Origin of the sequence: Candidatus Levibacter sp. Uisw_134_01 (assembly GCF_047717795.1) — a bacterium.
Classification (GTDB): domain Bacteria; phylum Pseudomonadota; class Alphaproteobacteria; order Puniceispirillales; family Marisalimonadaceae; genus Marisalimonas.
The window spans coordinates 1,009,387-1,028,897 of the sequence record NZ_CP159808.1 but is presented as its reverse complement, the minus strand read 5'-3'; the positions used below and the strand labels follow the sequence as shown (position 1 = coordinate 1,028,897).

General features: G+C 27.3%; 15 protein-coding genes. 4 read left to right on the top strand and 11 right to left on the bottom strand.

Annotation, left to right across the window (positions count from 1 at the left end):
- Window positions 1-41 precede the first annotated feature (41 nt).
- Window positions 42-1,178, bottom strand: a complete 1,137-nt coding sequence (locus ABXT66_RS05395; RefSeq protein WP_443644640.1) for a DSD1 family PLP-dependent enzyme — start codon at window positions 1,176-1,178, stop codon at window positions 42-44.
- 98 nt (window positions 1,179-1,276) lie between these two features.
- Between ABXT66_RS05395 and ABXT66_RS05390 the strand changes: the two genes are divergently transcribed.
- Window positions 1,277-1,717, top strand: coding sequence for a VOC family protein (locus ABXT66_RS05390; protein WP_443644639.1), 441 nt, complete (start codon window positions 1,277-1,279; stop codon window positions 1,715-1,717).
- 8 nt (window positions 1,718-1,725) lie between these two features.
- Here ABXT66_RS05390 and mfd read toward each other — a convergent pair whose 3' ends face one another.
- The gene (gene mfd / locus ABXT66_RS05385; protein WP_443644638.1) at window positions 1,726-5,181 is read right to left on the bottom strand and encodes a transcription-repair coupling factor; all 3,456 of its coding nucleotides are present in this window, start codon (window positions 5,179-5,181) and stop codon (window positions 1,726-1,728) included.
- A complete protein-coding gene (locus ABXT66_RS05380; RefSeq protein ID WP_443644637.1) occupies window positions 5,174-5,437 on the bottom strand; it encodes a succinate dehydrogenase assembly factor 2 in 264 nt (87 codons plus the stop codon). Before ABXT66_RS05380 ends, mfd begins: the two co-directional genes overlap by 8 nt.
- Window positions 5,438-5,499: 62 nt before the next feature.
- On the opposite strand from ABXT66_RS05380, the gene recG reads away from it, so the two are divergent.
- Complete coding sequence (gene recG, locus ABXT66_RS05375) at window positions 5,500-7,626, top strand: ATP-dependent DNA helicase RecG (RefSeq protein ID WP_443644636.1); 2,127 nt, start codon at window positions 5,500-5,502, stop codon at window positions 7,624-7,626.
- Window positions 7,627-7,639: 13 nt separating this feature from the next.
- Here recG and ABXT66_RS05370 read toward each other — a convergent pair whose 3' ends face one another.
- Window positions 7,640-8,272: a DUF502 domain-containing protein gene (locus tag ABXT66_RS05370; RefSeq protein WP_443644635.1), complete on the bottom strand. Its 633-nt coding sequence runs from the start codon at window positions 8,270-8,272 to the stop codon at window positions 7,640-7,642.
- Window positions 8,273-8,344: 72 nt separating this feature from the next.
- On the opposite strand from ABXT66_RS05370, the gene mazG reads away from it, so the two are divergent.
- Both mazG and ABXT66_RS05360 read left to right on the top strand, forming a co-directional pair.
- On the top strand, window positions 8,345-9,187 hold the full coding sequence (gene mazG / locus ABXT66_RS05365) for a nucleoside triphosphate pyrophosphohydrolase (protein ID WP_443644634.1): 843 nt from the start codon (window positions 8,345-8,347) through the stop codon (window positions 9,185-9,187).
- Window positions 9,177-9,941 (top strand): SDR family oxidoreductase, encoded by a 765-nt coding sequence (locus tag ABXT66_RS05360; RefSeq protein WP_443644633.1) that lies wholly within the window; start codon window positions 9,177-9,179, stop codon window positions 9,939-9,941. Before mazG ends, ABXT66_RS05360 begins: the two co-directional genes overlap by 11 nt.
- On the opposite strand, the gene ABXT66_RS05355 is transcribed toward ABXT66_RS05360, so the two are convergent.
- From ABXT66_RS05355 to ABXT66_RS05325, 7 genes are all read right to left on the bottom strand, one after another.
- On the bottom strand, window positions 9,938-10,816 hold the full coding sequence (locus tag ABXT66_RS05355; protein WP_443644632.1) for an inositol monophosphatase family protein: 879 nt from the start codon (window positions 10,814-10,816) through the stop codon (window positions 9,938-9,940). The genes ABXT66_RS05360 and ABXT66_RS05355 overlap by 4 nt on opposite strands.
- A 20-nt stretch (window positions 10,817-10,836) precedes the next feature.
- Window positions 10,837-12,147 carry a GTPase HflX gene (hflX, locus tag ABXT66_RS05350; protein ID WP_443644631.1) on the bottom strand — a complete coding sequence of 437 codons (1,311 nt, stop codon included), beginning with the start codon at window positions 12,145-12,147 and terminating at the stop codon, window positions 10,837-10,839.
- A 7-nt stretch (window positions 12,148-12,154) separates the two neighbouring features.
- Window positions 12,155-13,003 (bottom strand): aminotransferase class IV, encoded by an 849-nt coding sequence (locus tag ABXT66_RS05345; RefSeq protein WP_443644630.1) that lies wholly within the window; start codon window positions 13,001-13,003, stop codon window positions 12,155-12,157.
- Entirely contained in the window at window positions 13,003-14,388 is a 1,386-nt protein-coding gene (trkA, locus tag ABXT66_RS05340) for a Trk system potassium transporter TrkA (RefSeq protein WP_443644629.1), read from the bottom strand. Before trkA ends, ABXT66_RS05345 begins: the two co-directional genes overlap by 1 nt.
- A 31-nt stretch (window positions 14,389-14,419) precedes the next feature.
- Window positions 14,420-15,820: a sigma-54-dependent transcriptional regulator gene (locus ABXT66_RS05335; RefSeq protein WP_443644628.1), complete on the bottom strand. Its 1,401-nt coding sequence runs from the start codon at window positions 15,818-15,820 to the stop codon at window positions 14,420-14,422.
- Window positions 15,821-17,818, bottom strand: coding sequence for an ATP-binding protein (locus ABXT66_RS05330; RefSeq protein ID WP_443644627.1), 1,998 nt, complete (start codon window positions 17,816-17,818; stop codon window positions 15,821-15,823). It lies immediately after the preceding gene.
- A 243-nt stretch (window positions 17,819-18,061) separates the two neighbouring features.
- Window positions 18,062-19,498, bottom strand: a complete 1,437-nt coding sequence (locus tag ABXT66_RS05325; RefSeq protein WP_443644626.1) for a sigma 54-interacting transcriptional regulator — start codon at window positions 19,496-19,498, stop codon at window positions 18,062-18,064.
- Between the last annotated feature and the right edge of the window lie 13 nt (window positions 19,499-19,511).

Sequence of the window (19,511 nt, the reverse complement as noted above, 5' to 3'; positions counted from 1 at the left end):
TTTATTTAAAACATTTATTTCATTAATATTTATAAAAAACATTAATAGCTAAAACCCCTAGCAGACACCGGCCAAAGGTCAATTACAATATTGTCTTTTTTTACAACATACCAATCATGAAGATTACAAGTAGGATCACAGTGACCAGGTATTAAAAAAACTTTATCATTAATTTTAAGTAAATTATCTAAATCTTCTATTACACCATGTTCATCTGAGCAATTGATATACTTTAAGTCATAATTAAAAACTGTTGGTAAACCGCTGTCTAAGGACATTGATTTTAACCCTGCATCTACAACAGCTTGTTTTTTTACGGAAGTAGACATTACATTTGATAATACAAATAACGCATTTTTAAAATTAATAGTATTATTTACCTTACTGTCTTTTTTTAAAGATGAATAGTGAGCATCCATAAATGCATATGAACCTACTTGAATTTCATCATAGACATTTTCTTTAACTTCTAGGTCAAAACATCCTGTGCCAACACCTGTTATAATTGGAGAGTAATCTTTAAATCTTGTTTTTAAAGATCTAATTTTATTACATGTCTCTTGAACATTTATCTTTCTTTGTACAAAATCTTCAATATGTTGTATGGACCCATTATAAGCTTGAAAACCTTCAAATTTAATATTTGACATTGTGTTAATTAAATCTATTAAGCTTTGTATTTCTTTGAAGGATTCTAACCCACATCTATTAGCTCCACAGTCATATTCTATATAAACATTAATAATAGAATTATTTTCAAAAGCTGAATTTTGGATGTTAATAATATTTTCTTCATTATCTACACAACAACTTATATTGCAATTTTTTGTATCAATTTTTGTTAATCTATCAATTTTTAAAAGATCAGTTACTTGGTTAGTAATCAATATATCTTTAATACCATGTCTAAAAAACACTTCAGCTTCACTTACTTTTTGACAACAAATACCGTGTGCACCCCCATTATTTATTTGAAAATTTGCAACATCAATTGATTTATGCATTTTAGCATGGGGTCTTAATTTTACTTTGTTATTTGTAATAAATTCTTTCATTTTTAAAATATTATTTTCAAATATTTTATAATCTATTATTAAAGAAGGTGTTTGGACATCTTTAATATTCATACCCACTTTTGCAGGTATATTATATCCAACTTCAAATTTCTCTAATTTCATTTATCTAGTTTCTTATTTTAAAAAATAGTACTTATTAACTTCTTTACATTTAAATTATATATTGCGATATATAAAATACAACAGATATAGGTTTAAAAATGAAATTCTTGCATACAATGATTAGAGTTACAAACATTGAAGATTCAATTGACTTTTATTGTAATAAATTAGGTCTTGTTGAAATAAGACGTAAAGATGTGCCTGAAGGAAAGTTCACACTAATTTTTTTAGCAGCTCCAGAAGACGAGAACACAGCTATTGAAACAAGGTCACCTGAAATTGAATTGACTTATAATTGGGAACCAGAAACTTATGGATCTGGTAGAAATTTTGGTCATCTTGCGTTATCAGTTAAAAATATATATGAAACTTGCCAAAAATTGATGGATAATGGTGTAATTATTAATAGACCTCCTAGAGAAGGTAGAATGGCTTTTGTAAAGTCACCTGATAATATTTCGATTGAATTGCTTCAACAGGGTGAAAACCTTGAGCTTATGGAGCCTTGGAAAAGCATGAAAAACACTGGAACTTGGTAATTTAAAAATTAATTATTAAAAAGTTGTAACTCTTCAATTAAACTTAGGACAGCATTAAATTTTTCTTCTCTTGTATTTAGTGTTTTTTGCAAGAATAATTTTTGATCTGGCCTAATCTTAACTTGACCGCTTTTCTTTGTTACCCATCCTAAAAGCTTATCTGCATTATTAAAAAAGTTATTTTTAAAACCTAATAAAACTCCTTTTGGCCCAGCATCTATAATATTAATTTTATTGTATAAACACTTGTTTTTTATCATTAAAGTCATAAGCAAATTATTAACTTCTTCAGGTGGAGGGCCAAATCTATCAAATAATTCTTCGGTAAAAGTATTTATATCCTCAGGTGAACTTAATTCACCTGCTTTTCTATACAGAGACATTCTAGTAGGAAGATCAAAAACATAGTCCTCAGGAATAAGTATCGATAGACCAAGAGAGATTGATGGAGACCAAAGCTCTTCGATTTTTTTACTACTATCTTTATACGAACTTACCGCTTCTTTTAGCATGTCTTGATACAATTCAACACCAACTTCTTTAATTTGTCCTGATTGTTCATCCCCTAAAAGATTACCTGACCCTCTAATATCCATATCATAACTGGCAAGCGAAAAACCAGCTCCTAAATTATCTAATGTTTTGATGACATCTAATCTTTGTTGAGATTTATTTAACAAAATTTTACCTGGCTCAATAGTAAAGTAAGAGTAAGCTCTATGTTTTCCACGACCTACTCTACCTCTCAATTGATATAATTGAGAAAGACCAAACAAATCTGATTTGTGTATGATCATAGTATTAGCATTTGGGATGTCTATACCAGACTCAATTATATTCGTAGAAATCAAAATATCTGATTTACCTTCAGAGAATGAATTAATAGACTTATCTAATTCATCTATTTTCATTTGCCCATGAGCTACACTAATAACTAAATTTGGAACCATTCTATTAATTTTTTGATATAAATCGTCAATATCTCTAACTCTTGGACATACAACAAAAGTTTGTCCTCCTCTATTTTTTTCTCTTAATAAAGCATCAATTAAGACAACGTTATCCCATTCTAATACAAAGGTTCTAACAGACAATCTATTAATAGGTGGAGTGGTAATTAAACTTAACTCTTTTAGTCCGGATAATGATAGTTGAAGAGTTCTTGGAATTGGTGTTGCTGTTAAAGTTAAAACATGTATATTTCCTTGTAGTTCTTTAATCTTTTCCTTTTGCCCTACTCCAAAATGTTGCTCTTCATCAACTATTAGTAAACCTAGATTATTAAAGTCAATGTCATTTGATAATAATGCATGTGTTCCAATAACTACGTTAATATTTCCAGATTTGAGATCATCTTTTACTTTCTTTCGATCTTTTAAACTTGTCATTCTAGAAAGTGATGCAATACTTAAAGATGACTTTTTAAATCTATCAAAAAAACTTTTAAAATGTTGCTTTACTAAAATTGTTGTTGGAGCAACTAAAGCCACTTGATAACCTGCATTTGCGACTATGAATGATGCTCTAAGAGCTACTTCTGTTTTACCAAAACCAACATCACCACATATAAGTCTATCCATCAGCTTGCCAGTTTCAAGATCAGCAATTATATCATTAATTGCAGTTTCTTGATCATCTGTTAATTCAAAGGGAAAATTTTTAGAAAATGTATAATATTCATCTGGAATTAGAAGTTTTTCTGTGGATATAATTTCTCTTTGAGCAGCTACTCGAATTAATTTTTCTGCCATATCTTTAATTTTTTTTCTTACATTTGCCTTTCTGTTTTGCCAATTAGCTGCTCCTAATTTATCTAAATCTCTTGATAAATTATTATCACCAACTCTACTTAAGAGGTTCATATTTTCTACAGGTAAATACAACTTATCTCCACCATGATATAATAATCTTAAACAATCATGATCAATACCATTAGTAACAATTTTCTCTAATCCATCATACTTTCCAATTCCATGGTCTATATGTGCAACCAGATCACCTGTATCAATATTATTTACGTCTTTTAGAAAATTTTCAGTTTTTCTTCGCCAAGATTTTTTCTTTTTTTCAGCAGTACCAAATATGTCACGGTCAAACACAATTAAATGATCATTAATCTCAAAACTTTCTATATATGGTGAACTAGAAAAATTAAAATTATTTGTAATTTGTGTGGAAACCAATTTTTCAATTTCTATAACATTGAAATTGATGTTATGTTTCTTAAAATCATCATCAAAAAAGTTTATTAAGTTCGTTAATCTTGATTTATCTTCTGTAACTATTAAGATTTTTTTATTATTTAAATATTGGTTTATACAAAATTTAACAAACATACTTATTCTATTATTATTAAGTAAATTTGGATCATTGGGTATTAACAAAGGTTTTGAATATAAATTTATAACTTTTTTAGTTTTATTATCTAAATAATCAAATTCGTTTAATTCTATTGTTTTATAAAGTGCAAGCTTTTCATCTAATTCCTGTTTACTCAAATAGAGATCATCAACTTTAACTACGCTATTATCAGATTTCTCAAATTTTCTCTCATCTACAAAATTTTCTATCTCTTCATAACGCTTGTTAATTAAACTAAAAAATTTTTTTGCTAAAACAACAACTGATTTAGGGTCACTATAAAAAAAATCAAAGATAGAACTAAGAGGACTTTGATGAATTAAAGGTAAAAAATGTTCAATACCTTGAAATTTAACACCCGAAGAAACCTTTTCATAAGTGTGGCTTTTTAAACTTTTTGATCCTGAAGCTAATCTAAATTTTTGTCTAAAGTTCTTTATGTTTTTTTCATCTAATAAATATTCATTAGATGGATAAACATCAATATTATTTATTAAATCACTAGATCTTTGAGTTAATGGATCCATTACCTTCATTGAATCTATTTCATCACCAATAAAATCTATCCTAAAGGCTTTTGATGAACCAACAGGAAACAAATCTAGAATACTACCTCTTATTCCAAACTCACCAGATTCTCTAACTGTTTCAACACGTGTATAACCTATTTTACTTAAAAAATTACTTATATGCTTTAAAGAATTTATGTCGTGTTTAGTAATATTTAAAAAATTTGAGGAATAAAAATTTCTTGGTGCTGTTTTAATTAGAAGGCCATTAACAGTTGTCAGAATTATATTTTTATTATCTATTCCTCTAAAAAAGGAAAGTTTGGTAAATGACTTAACACGTTCACTTATAATGTTAAAATTTGGTGATGAAATGTCGTAAGGAAGGCAATCCCAAGCAGGTATACTATAAACATTAACATTTTGAAAATTTTCTAAAAAGAAATTATATATATTGGATAGTTCCAAATCATTTTTAGCAATATAAAGAACGTTATTTGTTTGAACTAATGAAGATAGTAAAAATGGTATAAGACCATCTCTGACGCCATAAAAACCATCAAGATTATCAATGTTAAAATTTTGATTAAACATTAAAACCTTTATATTTTTTTATCATTTTAATAATAAATTTTTCTTGTTCAGATTTAGTTGGTTCAATATCAATAGATAAACGCCATATACGAGGGTCTCCAGAATCTAGTAATTTTTGATATGCTAATAATTCAGAATTATTAAGTTTGTTAATATTATTATCAGCAAAGTCACCAAGCAAAATATCTGTCTCACGGGTGCCTGTGTATTTAGATCTGTAAATTAATTTTTTAATAAAATTACTTCTATTTTCCAATATAATCTCGTTTAATTAGTATATAGTTAACGTGAGTGCAATAAATAAAGGTTTTTTAAATCTTGTCTAATTTTTTAATCAAAAGACCACAAACTATTTTTAACTTATTTTCTTCAATAAGCAAATTGAATGGTGTTGGCGAAAAAAGACTTACCGTATTAAAAAAAAAAATAGGCCCTTATATCATTAATATCTTATTTTATTTACCCATAAAAGCTATAGATAGATTTCAAAATACATCCTTAAGAACTATTGAACATGGTTCAATTATTACCTGTGAAGTTGAGGTTGTGGAGATTATTATACCTCCTTTTAATTTTAGAAAAAAAAATAACATATCAAGAATAATTACATTTGGATTAGACCAAGAAAAAAATATTAGATTGGATTTAATATATTTTGGTCAAAACACAAAATATTTAAGAAACATTTATAAAGTTGGAAACAAAATTATTGTAAGTGGAAAATTCGAAAATTTTAGTGGAGTTGGCCAAATTGTTCATCCTGATTATGTAACTACTAATAATCAAAGGAACTTGATACCTAAGATTGAAACAATATATCCATTGTTTATTGGTTTTAATCAAAAATTTATATCAAAGCTTGTCAGTGAGTGTTTAAAACAAATACCGTATTTTGAAGAATGGTTATCGCAAGATACTATTAATAAACTTAATTTACCTAATTGGAAAGAATGCATAGTTAAAACCCATAACCCAAATAAAATGTCTGATACCGAATTAATTAGTAATTATAGAAGACGTCTTGCTTTAGATGAACTTATAGCTAATCAAATATCCATGTTACTTATTAAAAGTAAGATCTCAAAAGAAAAGACAATTAAAAACATTGAAAAACATGATAATATTTTAGAAAAACTCTACAATTTACTCCCCTTTAAATTAACTAAAAATCAAAATGAAGTTGTAAATGAAATTCTTTCAGATCTTCATAGTAATAACACTATGATTAGAATGCTTCAAGGTGATGTAGGATCAGGTAAAACGATTGTTGCACTAATAACTATGCTTAGTTCAATTTCTGATGGTTCTCAAAGTGTACTTTTAGTTCCAACGGAAATATTAGCAATTCAACATTTCAATACCATTAATGAATTTCTCAAACCATTGAATATAAATGTGTGTCTATTATTAGGAGAGTCAAAGGGTAGTTATAATAAAAAAGAAAGATTGGCTATTATTGAAGATATCGCTAATGGATCTATAAAAATTATTGTTGGTACACATGCCTTAATATCAGAAAAAGTAAATTATAAAAATCTATCTTTAGCTGTTATTGACGAACAACATAGATTTGGTGTTAATCAGAGAGTTAAAATAACTGAAAAAGGAAGTAATGTTAATATTTTAGTAATGACGGCAACACCAATACCTAGGTCTTTAGCTTTAACCGCATATGGCGACATGAACATTTCAACTATTACAGAAAAACCCAAAGGTAGAAAACCTATCAAAACATATGTTTTACCTCAAAGTAAAATAGAGGATGTTTTAAAATCTATAAAAAGAGCGATAGAAAATGAAGCATTAATATACTGGGTTTGTCCATTAATTGAAGAATCTGAGAGCACAGACTTAATAGCAGTTAATGAAAGATTTGATTATTTAAAAAATTATTTTAAGGATTGTAATATATCATTGGTACATGGAAAGCAGGACAAAATAGATAGAGAAAATTCTATGAATGATTTTAAAAATGGGAAAAGTAAGATTCTCGTTGCTACAACAGTAATTGAAGTCGGTGTAGACATACCTAATGCAACCATCATGGTGATTGAATGTGCTGAAAGGTTTGGATTAGCTCAGGTTCATCAATTAAGAGGAAGAGTAGGAAGAAATGATAAAGAATCCTCATGTATTTTATTATATAAAACAGAATTAACACCAATAGCTCATTCAAGACTTAAGATTTTGAAGGATACAAATGACGGTTTCGTAATTTCTGAACAAGATTTAATCTTAAGAGGTCCTGGAGAAGTTCTTGGAAGCAAGCAATCCGGAAATGTAGACTTTAAATTCGTTGATTTGCATGTACATAGTGATTTAATTGAATTGGCAAGGAAAGAAGCATCTAATTTAATAAAAAATGATAAAGAACGTTTAAAAATTAATACTTTATTATCAATTTTTGAAAATAATGAAGCTATAAAATTATTGAAAGGTGGTTAAATGAACTAGTGAATTATTTTTTAATTTTAGGAGTTACTATACCTCCTGAAATCACCATTTTAACTGCATCCTCAACTTTCATATGCATATAAATCAAGTCTTTTTTGGGTAAAAACAAAAGAAAACCACTTGTTGGATTAGGAGTGGTAGGTATAAAGACATTTATTAGTTTTTCTTTTTTTAATGTTTGGACCTCACCTTTAGTTTCTCCAGTTACAAAGCCTATAACCCAAATACCTTTCCTTGGATATTCTACTAAAACAACTTCTCTAAAACTATTAGAGTTAGTTGACATAACAGTTTCCATTACTTGTTTAATAGCTCCATAAACACTCCTTACTACTGGCATTTTATCTAAAACTCGTTCTCCAGATTTTAGAAGCGTTCTACCTAAAAAACCAGGTGTCAAAGCACCTATGAAAGTAATAAAAACAATGCTTATTATTAATCCTATACCAGGAATTTGATGAGGTAGTTTTTTTGTAAAATCTAAACTTTCTGGTAATAGGGAGGCTACCTGTGCATCTATGAATGTTATAATAATCCATGTTACATATATAGTTATTAAAATTGGAGAAATAACTAAAATACCAGCAAGAAAATATCTTCTAAATCTTGCAAAAATTCCTAAATTGTTTTCTGGCAATTTACTACTCCAAATATTATAGATAAAGTATACAGTAATAGAGTTAGTAAATAACATAAAAACGGAAAACAAATGAAAAAAATTTCTGATACAGATTTAAATAATCTTAATGAATTAGTTTCTATAGAAAAAATAAGAAAAATAATTGAAATTTTGAGAGATCCTGACAAAGGTTGTCCGTGGGATATTAAACAGGATTATCATTCATTAGCCCCCTACTCTATTGAAGAAGCATATGAATTAGTTAATGCAATAGAAACTAATGATATTAATAATATTAAAAGCGAATTAGGAGATTTATTATTACAGGTTGTTTTAATTTCTCAAGTTGCTGCAGACAAAGGTGATTTTGATTTTGATGATGTTGCAAACGAGATTTCTAAAAAGATAATAAGACGTCACCCTCAAATATTTGATCATACTTATAAAATCAAAGATTTACCTAATCAAAGTTGGGAGAGAATTAAGAATGCTGAGAAAAGTGATAACAAAACAGAGAGTAAACATATATTAGATACAGTTGAAACTAATATTCCATCAAATATTAGGTCCATTAAAATTCAAAAGAAAGCAGCTTCTCTTAACTTTGATTGGGACAATGAAACACAAGTTTTAACAAAAGTAGATGAGGAATTACATGAACTTAAAGAAGCTATAATGAATAATCAAAAAGAAAATATAGAAGAAGAACTAGGTGATGTTTTCTTTACAATATTAAACTTAACTAGACATTTAAAATTAGACCCTGATCAGACGATAAGAAAAGCAAATAATAAATTTATTCATAGATTTAACACTATGGAAAACATTCTTGAACAGACTAATTTAAAATGGCATGATTTAAGTAAAGCTGATTTCGAGAAACTATGGAACAAAGCTAAATCTATACTTAAAGAGGATAAAAATGAATTCTAAATTACCTAAAACAATTTTTATTACTGGAGCAACATCTGGTTTTGGCATGGCTACTGCTAAATTATTTAACAAAAATGGTTGGCAAACAATTATAACAGGTAGAAGAGCTGATCGCTTAGAAGAACTAGCTGCAGAATTAGGCAACGGTTCTTTACCTTTATCCTTTGATGTAGGTGATAGAAGATCTGTAAAGACAGCTATAGATAATCTTCCACCAAATTTTAATAATATATGTGTTTTATGCAACAACGCTGGTCTTGCATTAGGTTTAGAAGGCGCTGATAATGCAAATCTTGACGATTGGGACCAAATGATAGACACAAACATAAAAGGTATGATTTATACAACTAGAAACATATTACCTTTAATGATTGAAAATGGTGAAGGTCATATAATTAACCTTGGTTCAGTTGCAGGATCTTATCCCTACCCAGGTGGGAATGTATATGGAGGCACTAAAGCTTTTGTAAGTCAGTTTTCCTTGAATTTGCGAGCTGATTTAGTAAACAAAGGTATAAATGTAACTTCTTTAGAACCAGGACTGGCTGAAACTGAGTTTTCTATTGTCAGATTTAAAGGTGATAGAGATAAAGCTTCTCAAGTTTATAAAGATACTAAAGTTATTAATCCAGAGGATATAGCTGATGCTGTATACTGGATTGCAACAAGACCAAAAAACATTAATATAAACAGAATGGAAATTATGGCTGGCGATCAAGCTTTTAACCCATTCAATGTAGTTAAAAGGACCTAAATTAATCGTTTCCTATATAGGTTGCTTTGAGGAATTGCAATTTCTCTTACTTCATCCCATATATTACTATTAGTGGCAGCTAAAATAGGCCCTTTAGATTTAATATTAAACTCTTCTTTAAACCTAGCCATATAGACACAACCTCCAGCTTCTTTTATAATAAGATCTAATGGTGAGTGATCCCATGGCGTAACTCTACCATGAAAAATAAATTGAATTTTATTAGTAACTAGCATCATGGTTTCTATACCGGCAGAACCAACAAACACTCTTTTAGTAAAAGATCGTAAATTACTTAAAATGGATTTCCTAAAAACTTCGGGTATACCTTTAGTACCACCTGAACCAATAATTTTATTTAAAGGGTCTAGCTCTAAATTTAATTTATTCGACTGTTTAGTTTCTAAATCAAATATATAGGCACCAATACCTTTAAATGCATAAATAAATTGCCTTTGTAAAGGTTTATAAATAAAGGAAGCTATTGGAAAAGAATGTTTAACTAATGATATCATTGAACAGAAGTTTTCATTACCATTTATATAATTTTTTGTTCCGTCAATGGGGTCAATCACCCACAACAGTGGTTCATTTAATAAACTTAAAAAATTTTCTTTATCAAGAAAAGCAGTTTCTTCACCTATAATCTTGGTGTTATCAAGGAAATTAGAAAGTTTTTTAGTTATATAATCTTCACACTTTTTGTCAGCAACACTTACGAAATCATCAGTAGAGCTCTTTATGTCAATATCTTTTGGTGTAAGTTTATTAAAATAATTTAAAACAATTTTTTCATTAACATCTATCAAAATGTTAACAATAAAATCTAATATTTCATTTCTAATTGATTTACTATTTATAATGTTACTTAACATAATTACTCATGCAATTTAAATTATATAAAATTAAAATTTATATGTGGAAACTTTGATTTAAATTTATTCAGATTAACAGAAGAAATTTTGACTTTTATTTTATTAATTTCAAAGTCTATTTGACAAATCTTATTGTCATAAACATAAGAGTTTTTATAAAGCCAAGAATTTATGCTTTGATTATTTAAAGGTATTGAAAAATTAATATTTAAAAAATTCTTTTCAAGTAAATTGAAAATAAGCTGCTTTAATCCAGCAAGACCATTCTTTTCAACAGCTGAAGTATAAATAAATTTATCCATATATTTAATTTTGATGTCTGTAGTATCTGAATTTAAATCTTGTTTATTAAACACATGAATAATTTTAGTTTCCAAGTCTTGTTCAGAAAAACCAATTTGAAATAGAGTTTGTATTACCAAATTAGCTTGATTTTCAACGTTTTCGTTTGATAAATCATGAACTAATAATAAAAAGTCAGCAGAAAAAAGCTCTTCTAAAGAAGCATTAAATGCAGTGATGAGCTCAGTAGGCAAAGCTGAAATAAAACCAACTGTATCCGTAAGAATAATTTGTTTTTTCTCAGGAAAATTGACTAGACTCATTTTAGTGTCAAGAGTAGCGAATACCATATCTTTCACTAAAACTTCAGCTTTTGTTAAATTATTAAAAATTGAAGATTTACCACTATTAGTATAACCAACTAAAGAAAAAATTAACTTTGAATTTATTTTTCTTCTTCTTCTTTGCAACTCTCTTGTTTTCTTTACAGTGATTAATAGATTTTTTATTTGTTTAATTTTTGTATCAATTATTCTTTTATCTAATTCTAATTGACTTTCTCCTGGTCCACCAACTTTACTTAAACCACCTCTTTGTCTTTCTAAATGAGTCCATGATCTAACTAATCTTGTTTTTTGAAAACTTAAATTAGCTAATTCTACTTGCAGCTTTCCCTCTTTGGTTTTGGCTCGCAAACCAAATATTTCAATTATCAACTGTGTCCTATCAATTATTTTTTTATTAAAAGCTTTTTCTAAATTTCTATGTTGAACAGGAGATAATGAACAATCGACAATTATTAAATCAATTAAATCAAGATTAAAATTTGATATAATTTCATTAATTACTGTTGAAGAAAAAAATAATGAAGATTTAGGTATTGAAATATTAATAATTTTTTCATAAAAAATTTTACTATTTAACGCTTCTCCTAAACTTCGGGTTTCAGCAGAGCGTGAAATAAAATTTTCTTGATTAAAAATTTCGTTTTGTAAAAATTTTAAGTTTTTAAAAATTGGTAATAGTAAAAATATATTATAATTATTCATAATTTAATTATGAGTGTTTAAAATTATCAAAATATAATTTTCTTAATTCTAAAGAAATATTTCCAACAAGGCCTTGATTTATATTTTGGTCATCAATTTTAACAATTGGCATAATAAAAGATGAGGCACTTGTTAAAAAAACTTCTTTAGCATTATAAAGTTCAATTTGAGTAAATTTCTTTTCAACTACCGTTATATTATTTTTTTTTGCAAATAAAGAAATAGAATTTCTAGTTATACCTGATAGAATTTTTCCATCAAGATTTCTGGTAATCAATTGATTCTCTTTATTTAAAACCCATATGTTAGAACTCGATCCTTCCGTAACGTAACCTTCATTATCAATAAAAATACTTTCATAGGCATTATTTTTATTAGCTAAAGTTTTTGCCAACACATTTGGAAGAAGTTGTGTTGTTTTTATATCTGGTCGGGACCATCTATTATCATTTAAAGTAATCGCTTTCACACCGTTTAAATCATTTTGAATATTTGATTTTTTCGTAAGTATAATAGTTAAAATTGGTTCTATGTTTAAACCATGAAAGCTATGATTTCTCTCTGCCACCCCTCTTGAAACTTGTATGTAAACACTGCCTATAATAGCTTTATTCAATCTAATAAGGTTGTTTATAATTATTTTTAATGATGATGAGGATAGTGAAAATTTAATTTCTAAAGATTTTAATGACTTAAATAATCTTTGTATATGACCATCAAAATCGTAAAAAATATTTTTGTTAAATACAATAACTTCATAAACAGCATCTCCAAAATGATATCCTCTATCATTTACATGAATTTTAGAGTCTTCATAATTTAAGTACTTTCCATTAATATATGTTATATTTGGCATTAAAAAAAATCCAAGTTAACTGATAATAGCTCTTCAACTTTTTTCATTGACTTTACTGGTACAAACATTACTACGATGTCTCCTGCTTCAATAATAGTGATACCTCTTGGTGATAAGATAGATTGGTCTTCTTTAACTATAGCTCCAAGAGATACATCCTTGGGTAATTTAATATCTTTTAATTTTTTACCAACAATAGAAGAAGATTTCAATGCTTCAAAAGAGATAATCTCACCAAATTCTTCTATAATTGAATGTACATGTTCTATTTGTCCACTTCTAACTTCTTGAAGAATAGATGAAGATGTGAGATTAGGTGGACTAACAACACCTTCTAGATCAAGAGAATTAAATAAAGGTATAAAAACAGGTAAATTTATTAAAGCTACTGTATGAGAGGCACCTGATCTTTTAGCTAATAAAGACGATAAGATATTAACTTCATCGTTGTTGGTAGCTGCAATGTAAGTTTCACCTTGACCTAGTCTAGCCTCTTTTATTATTTCTGGATCTAATGAATCACCCGATATGATAGTTGCGTACTCAAGAGTTTCTGCAGCATATCTAGCTTTATCTTTATCTAATTCTAAAATTGTTAAATTAGTTTCAGGAGATATTTTATGTATTTCTTCTGCTACTCTTATACCTATTGCTCCAGCTCCTGATATTGTTACTTTTTCAGCTGTAATTTCTGCATGACCGAATGCCTTTAAAGTTCTATCAATTTGCATTGTTGGACAAGCTAAATAAACTCTATCACCAGACAAAATAATGTCATCACCACCTCTTGGTACTATAAGTATAGTACCCCTTATAATAGCCATTACAGTAACAGATAAATCAGGGAATAAATCAATTAGGTTTCTTAAGGGAGTATCAAGTATTGGACAATCATTTTTACAAGATACACCTAACATTGTTACAGAAGATCGAGCAAATTCTGCAACATCAAATGCACCTGGAGTTCTCCATTGATTTACAATGGCAGATGCAACTTCATCTTCAGGAGAAATTATACGATTTACTTTTACATCTTTTAATAAATATTCAACATACCTTGGTTCAAGATAAGCTTTTGATCTAATACGAATTATCATTGTAGGAGTAGAAAATATAGATTTTGCAATATGACAAGCGGCAATATTAATCTCGTCAGATTGTGTGACAGCAATAATCATGTCAGCATCATTAATTCCGGCATCTTCAAGAACATTGGGGTGCGATGCTAGACCAAGTACTCCTTGAACATCATATAGCTCAGTAGCTTTTTGAATGGCATCAACATTTGAGTCAATAACAGTAATGTCAAAACCTTCGTTAGAAAGATGTTCAGTAATAGAAATTCCAACTCTACCTGCACCACAAATTATTATTTTTTGTTTCATTTAATTACCTTTAGTTTTTATATCAAACAAGTTAATTGAATTTATTAATATTGATATCCAATTCTTTTATCTTTCTGTGTAATGCAGATCTATCCATACCAACAAAATTAGATGTTCTTGCTATATTTCCTTTAAATCTAATTAATTGTTGTTTTAGGTAATTTGCTTCAAAAATTTTCCTTGCATCTTTTAAAGATAATTCTAAATCAGAAGCATTATTTTTTTTATTAATCATAGAGTCATGCCCTAAAATTTCAGGAGGTAAATCAGTTGGTTTGATTAAATAATCTTTTTGAGATCCATGCATAATAATCAACCATTCTAAAACATTTTCAAGTTGACGAACATTACCAGGCCAATCATAATTTTGGAATATTGCTAATGTTTCAGGTGATAAATTTAAGTTAAAACTTGTTAAATCTTTTGTTAATAATTTAAAAAAGTATTCAACAAGACTATTTATATCTTCGGTACGCTTATTTAATGGTGGCATCTCAATTGGAACCACTGAAAGTCTGTAAAACAAGTCCTCCCTAAGAATTCCTTTTTCAATTGATTTTAATAGATTTTGGTTACTAGCTGAGATAATGCGAACATCTACATGAACTTTATTATTTGAGTCTATTTTATAAAAACTTTGATCTTGGATGGCTTGAACTATTTTACCTTGTGTTTGAAGAGGTAAGTCACAAATTTCATCAAAAAAAAGAGTTCCATGATTTGCTTGTTCAAATAAACCAACATTAGAGTTATTAATATTATTTTTATCAGTAAGATTGCTCCAGCCAAATAATACTTGTTCAACTCTTTCCGGCGATAAAGTTGCACAAGATGCAATAATAAAAGGGAAAGAATCTCTAATTGATTTTTTATGAATTAACCTTGCTACTAGTTCTTTTCCTGATCCAGATGGGCCTGTAATTAAAATTCTACTATTATTAGTAGATAATTTATTTAACTGTGCTTTAATATTTCTGATAGCTAAAGATTTACCAATAAGTTCCAGTCGCTCTTTTTCTTTGGCTTCATAATCAGATATTTTTATTTTTAAATTACGATCATTTAAAGCTTTTTCAACTAGTAATAATAATCGTTCAGATTTAAAAGGTTTTTCTATAAAATCAAAAGCTCCAGTTTTTGCAGCTATCATAGCAGTTTCAATGTTGCCATGGCCAGACATCATAATAACAGGTATTAAGGAATTATATTTTTTACTCCACTGTAAAATTTCTAAACCAGCTTTAGTATTATTGTTCATCCATATGTCAGTAATTATAAGACTAATATTTTCATTTTGAATAATATTAATAGCTTCGTCAAAATTATTTGCTGTTTTAGTTTTATAACCTTCATCTTTAAGTATTATTGAAACCATCTCGCAAATATCATTTTCGTCATCGATTATAAGAATAGATATATTATTTTTTATCATCTAGAAAACTCTTATTTTATATTTATCTTTAGTTAAAGGAAATTTTAATAATATATTGATACCATTTCCTGATTTTAAATTTTTAATTAATATTGAACCATTATGATCATCAATTATTTTTTTGGTAATAGACAAGCCAAGGCCAGAATTACCTTTTTTCGTAGTGAAATATGGCTCTGTAATGTTAGAAACCTCAGAACTATTTATACCTGTTCCGTTATCATGAATAGATATCGAAACAGTATCTTTATTTACTTTATAAAAAAATGAAACTTTGCCATCTTTTATTTTATTCATTGATAAGTTTTCGTATGAATTTTTTATTAAATTACTAATAGCTTGTCTAATTTGCTTATCATCTCCCATAATTAAAGCAGATGGGATAATATTATCTACTGTGATTGTTATATTAGCAAATGAAGCAACTAAAGGTGTTAAATAATCATTTATGACTTTTGTTATATTTATAATTTTTAGTTTTGGAGAAGGCATTCTTGCAAATGATGAAAATTCATCAACTAAATGATGTATATCATCAACTTGACGATTGATCATATTAAGACATTCTTCAAATTTTTTTTTATCCAATCTTTTATTATTTTTCAGAAGATTTATTAATCTTTCAGATGCTAAGCGTATAGGAGTTAATGGGTTTTTTATTTCATGTGCTATTCGTCTTGCTATATCTGACCATGCTCCCATTTTTTGGGCTGCAATTAGTGAAGTAATGTCATCAAAGGTAAGCACATAACCTAAAATCAAATTATCTGATTTTTGAACAACAATCCTTGTTATTAAATTTAAAACTTTATCTTCTTTAATTATCTCGATCTTATCTTCAACAACATCATTTTTAGTTTTTAATAAATGTTTTATTAAATCAGAAAACTCAGGAACAACATCTATTAAAAATTTACCATAACTATTTGTAATAGATATATTTAGTATTTTAGATGCAGTCAAATTAGGTAAATTTATTTTAAGATCTTTATCTAAACCTATTACACCTGAGTAAACTCCAGATAATACAGATTCAGAAAATTTTCTTCTCTTATCTAACTGATCATTAGCAAGCTCTAAATCTAATCTATTTGTTTTCAAATCTAAAATCATTTTATTAAATGCTTGGCCAAGTCTTTTTAATTCATTAATATTTATATTGTTCAAAACTTGATTAGTAATCTTATAATTAAGGTTTCCGCTTCCTACTTCCTCTGCAGCACCTATTAATGAACTTATAGGCCCTACTAATTTATTGGCTATATTTAAACCAATTACCATAGCAATTAATAAAATAAATGTTGTTAAGAGGATAAATAATAAAACAAATGATATTTTAAAATCAAATTGATCTAGTTCTATAGATTGATAATCAGAAACGGCAATAGAAGTACTTTCAATAGCATTTAAGACTTTTTCGTCAACAAACCTAGTTATTAATAAATAAGCATCAATATATTGAGATAATTTTAAAAATGCTCTCATTTTATTTGAATCATCTTCTTTAGCTATGATTATCTCACCTTGGTTTGATTTATTATAATAATTTTGGGAAATTTCTGTATACGTATACTGAAAAACAAAACCTGAAGAGGCTAAAACATTACCTATGGAATCGACAATGACAGCTTCAGATAAATCATGTTTAAGTGTATAATTATTTAAATATTTATTAAATTTTTGTTTATCAGATGATAAAATATTTGCATTTACATTTAAAACATTAGCCAATTCAAGAATATCACCTCTCATTGCATTTTGATGTTCAAGCAAGTATTTATTTGCAACTTCAACTGATTGGGTAATAGCCGTTGAAATTTTTTTATTAAACCAACCATTTAAAGTTGTATCAAAAATAAATACTGCAAATAAAGCAATAATAACTGTTGGAGTTAAAGCAATTATTGAGAAGGTAAATAATATTTTTTTTTGAAGTTCTAAACCAGCTTTTTTACTTTTAATATCATTAAAAAAAACTGAAATGTTTTTAAAAAACATGTAAAAACACACAGATAACATTATTGTAATAAAAAATAAAACTAATAGATAAATATTAAAATAATTATCTACAAAGTCGAAACTCCGAAGAAAACTATGTAATAATAATAATAGTAAAAAAGATAAAATAAGTGATAAGGGGTATATTTTTTGTTTAAAAATATTAATAATTAAAAAATACATATTAAAATCCAATAAAAACAAACTTTAATATAAAGCAAATAAGTAAAATAATACATATCTTTAAAGTTTTCTTTTTTTTATAACCTCAATCCCATAATTATTAATTTTTGTTCTTAATGTATTTCTGTTAAAACCCAGACATTTAGAAGCTTTAATTTGATTACCTCTAAATAATTTCAAAGTCGATTCAATAAGTGGTTTTTCAATTTTTGAAATAAAACTAGAATGTAAATTATCAATGTTTAGGTTTTCATCAAAATTTATAAAATATTTACTTAAATATTTTTTGAAATAGATTTCCAAGTTATCTTCTTCAGTTTCATCAATAAATAACCTATCCTCAGATATAACTTCTTTTATTAAAGATGTTTGGATTTCTTCAGATGATGATAATAAGCATATACGTTCTATTACATTTTTTAATTCTCTAATATTACCAGGCCATGAATGTTCTTTTAATAAATTAATACCTTCATGGGTAATGAATCTATGTATGTTTTTTTCAGAAGAATATCTATTTAAAAAAGATATAGTTAAGTCTGAAATATCTTCAAACCTATCTTTTAATGATGGAATTTTTATAGGCACAACATTAAGTCTGTAAAACAAATCCTCTCTAAATAAACCTTTTTCCACTTCATTAAAAATATTCTTCTTTGTTAATGCAATAATTCTAGGTTTTATAAAATCATTAGTTTTTTCTAAATAAGGTGAAAAATCTTCTTCTATAAAATCTAATAAATTTTTTTGTTGCTGTAATGATGATTCACTAACGTTTCTTATAAGTATTGAACATGCATTTAGACATGCAAATGATTGGGTATCTTTATTATGATTTTTTTGAATGTTTTGTAATAGATTATCTAACGAATAATCATTAAATACATCCATACTTAGATTTAAAAACAATTTATTATTAATAGAGCTTAAGTCATGGATTGATTTTGCAATCAATTTTTTTCCTGTTCCACTTTCTCCTAATATTAATAAATTTAAGTTAGTGTTAACTAATCTAGATATTAGCTTATAAATTTCTTGCATGGCCATAGATTTACCAACTACAGGACCTAAATCATAAATATTTTTTGGTAAAGTAATTTTATCTTTAATTTCAATATTATTATGTTCTGAAAAGGTGTTTGATACTAGGTTCAATAATTCATCTAAGTCAAATGGCTTTGGTAAGTATTCAAATGCTCCTTTTTTTTTGGCTCTAACTGCAGTTAAAAGAGTAGTTCTTGCTGACATTACAATAATTTTTAATTTAGGTTTCATATGTTGAAGTTTTGGTAAAACGTCTAATGCATCACCATCTGGTAATCCTACGTCAGTTATAAGTATATCAGCAAAATCAGATTCTACTAAACGTCTCATACCAGCAGCAGTGCCACTCGATTTTACATTATAACCAGCCCTTGTTAAAGCTGTTGAAATAACAACTCTTATACTTCTATCATCGTCTACAACTATAATATTTTTTAAGTTTTTAGATTGCACAATAATTACCTAA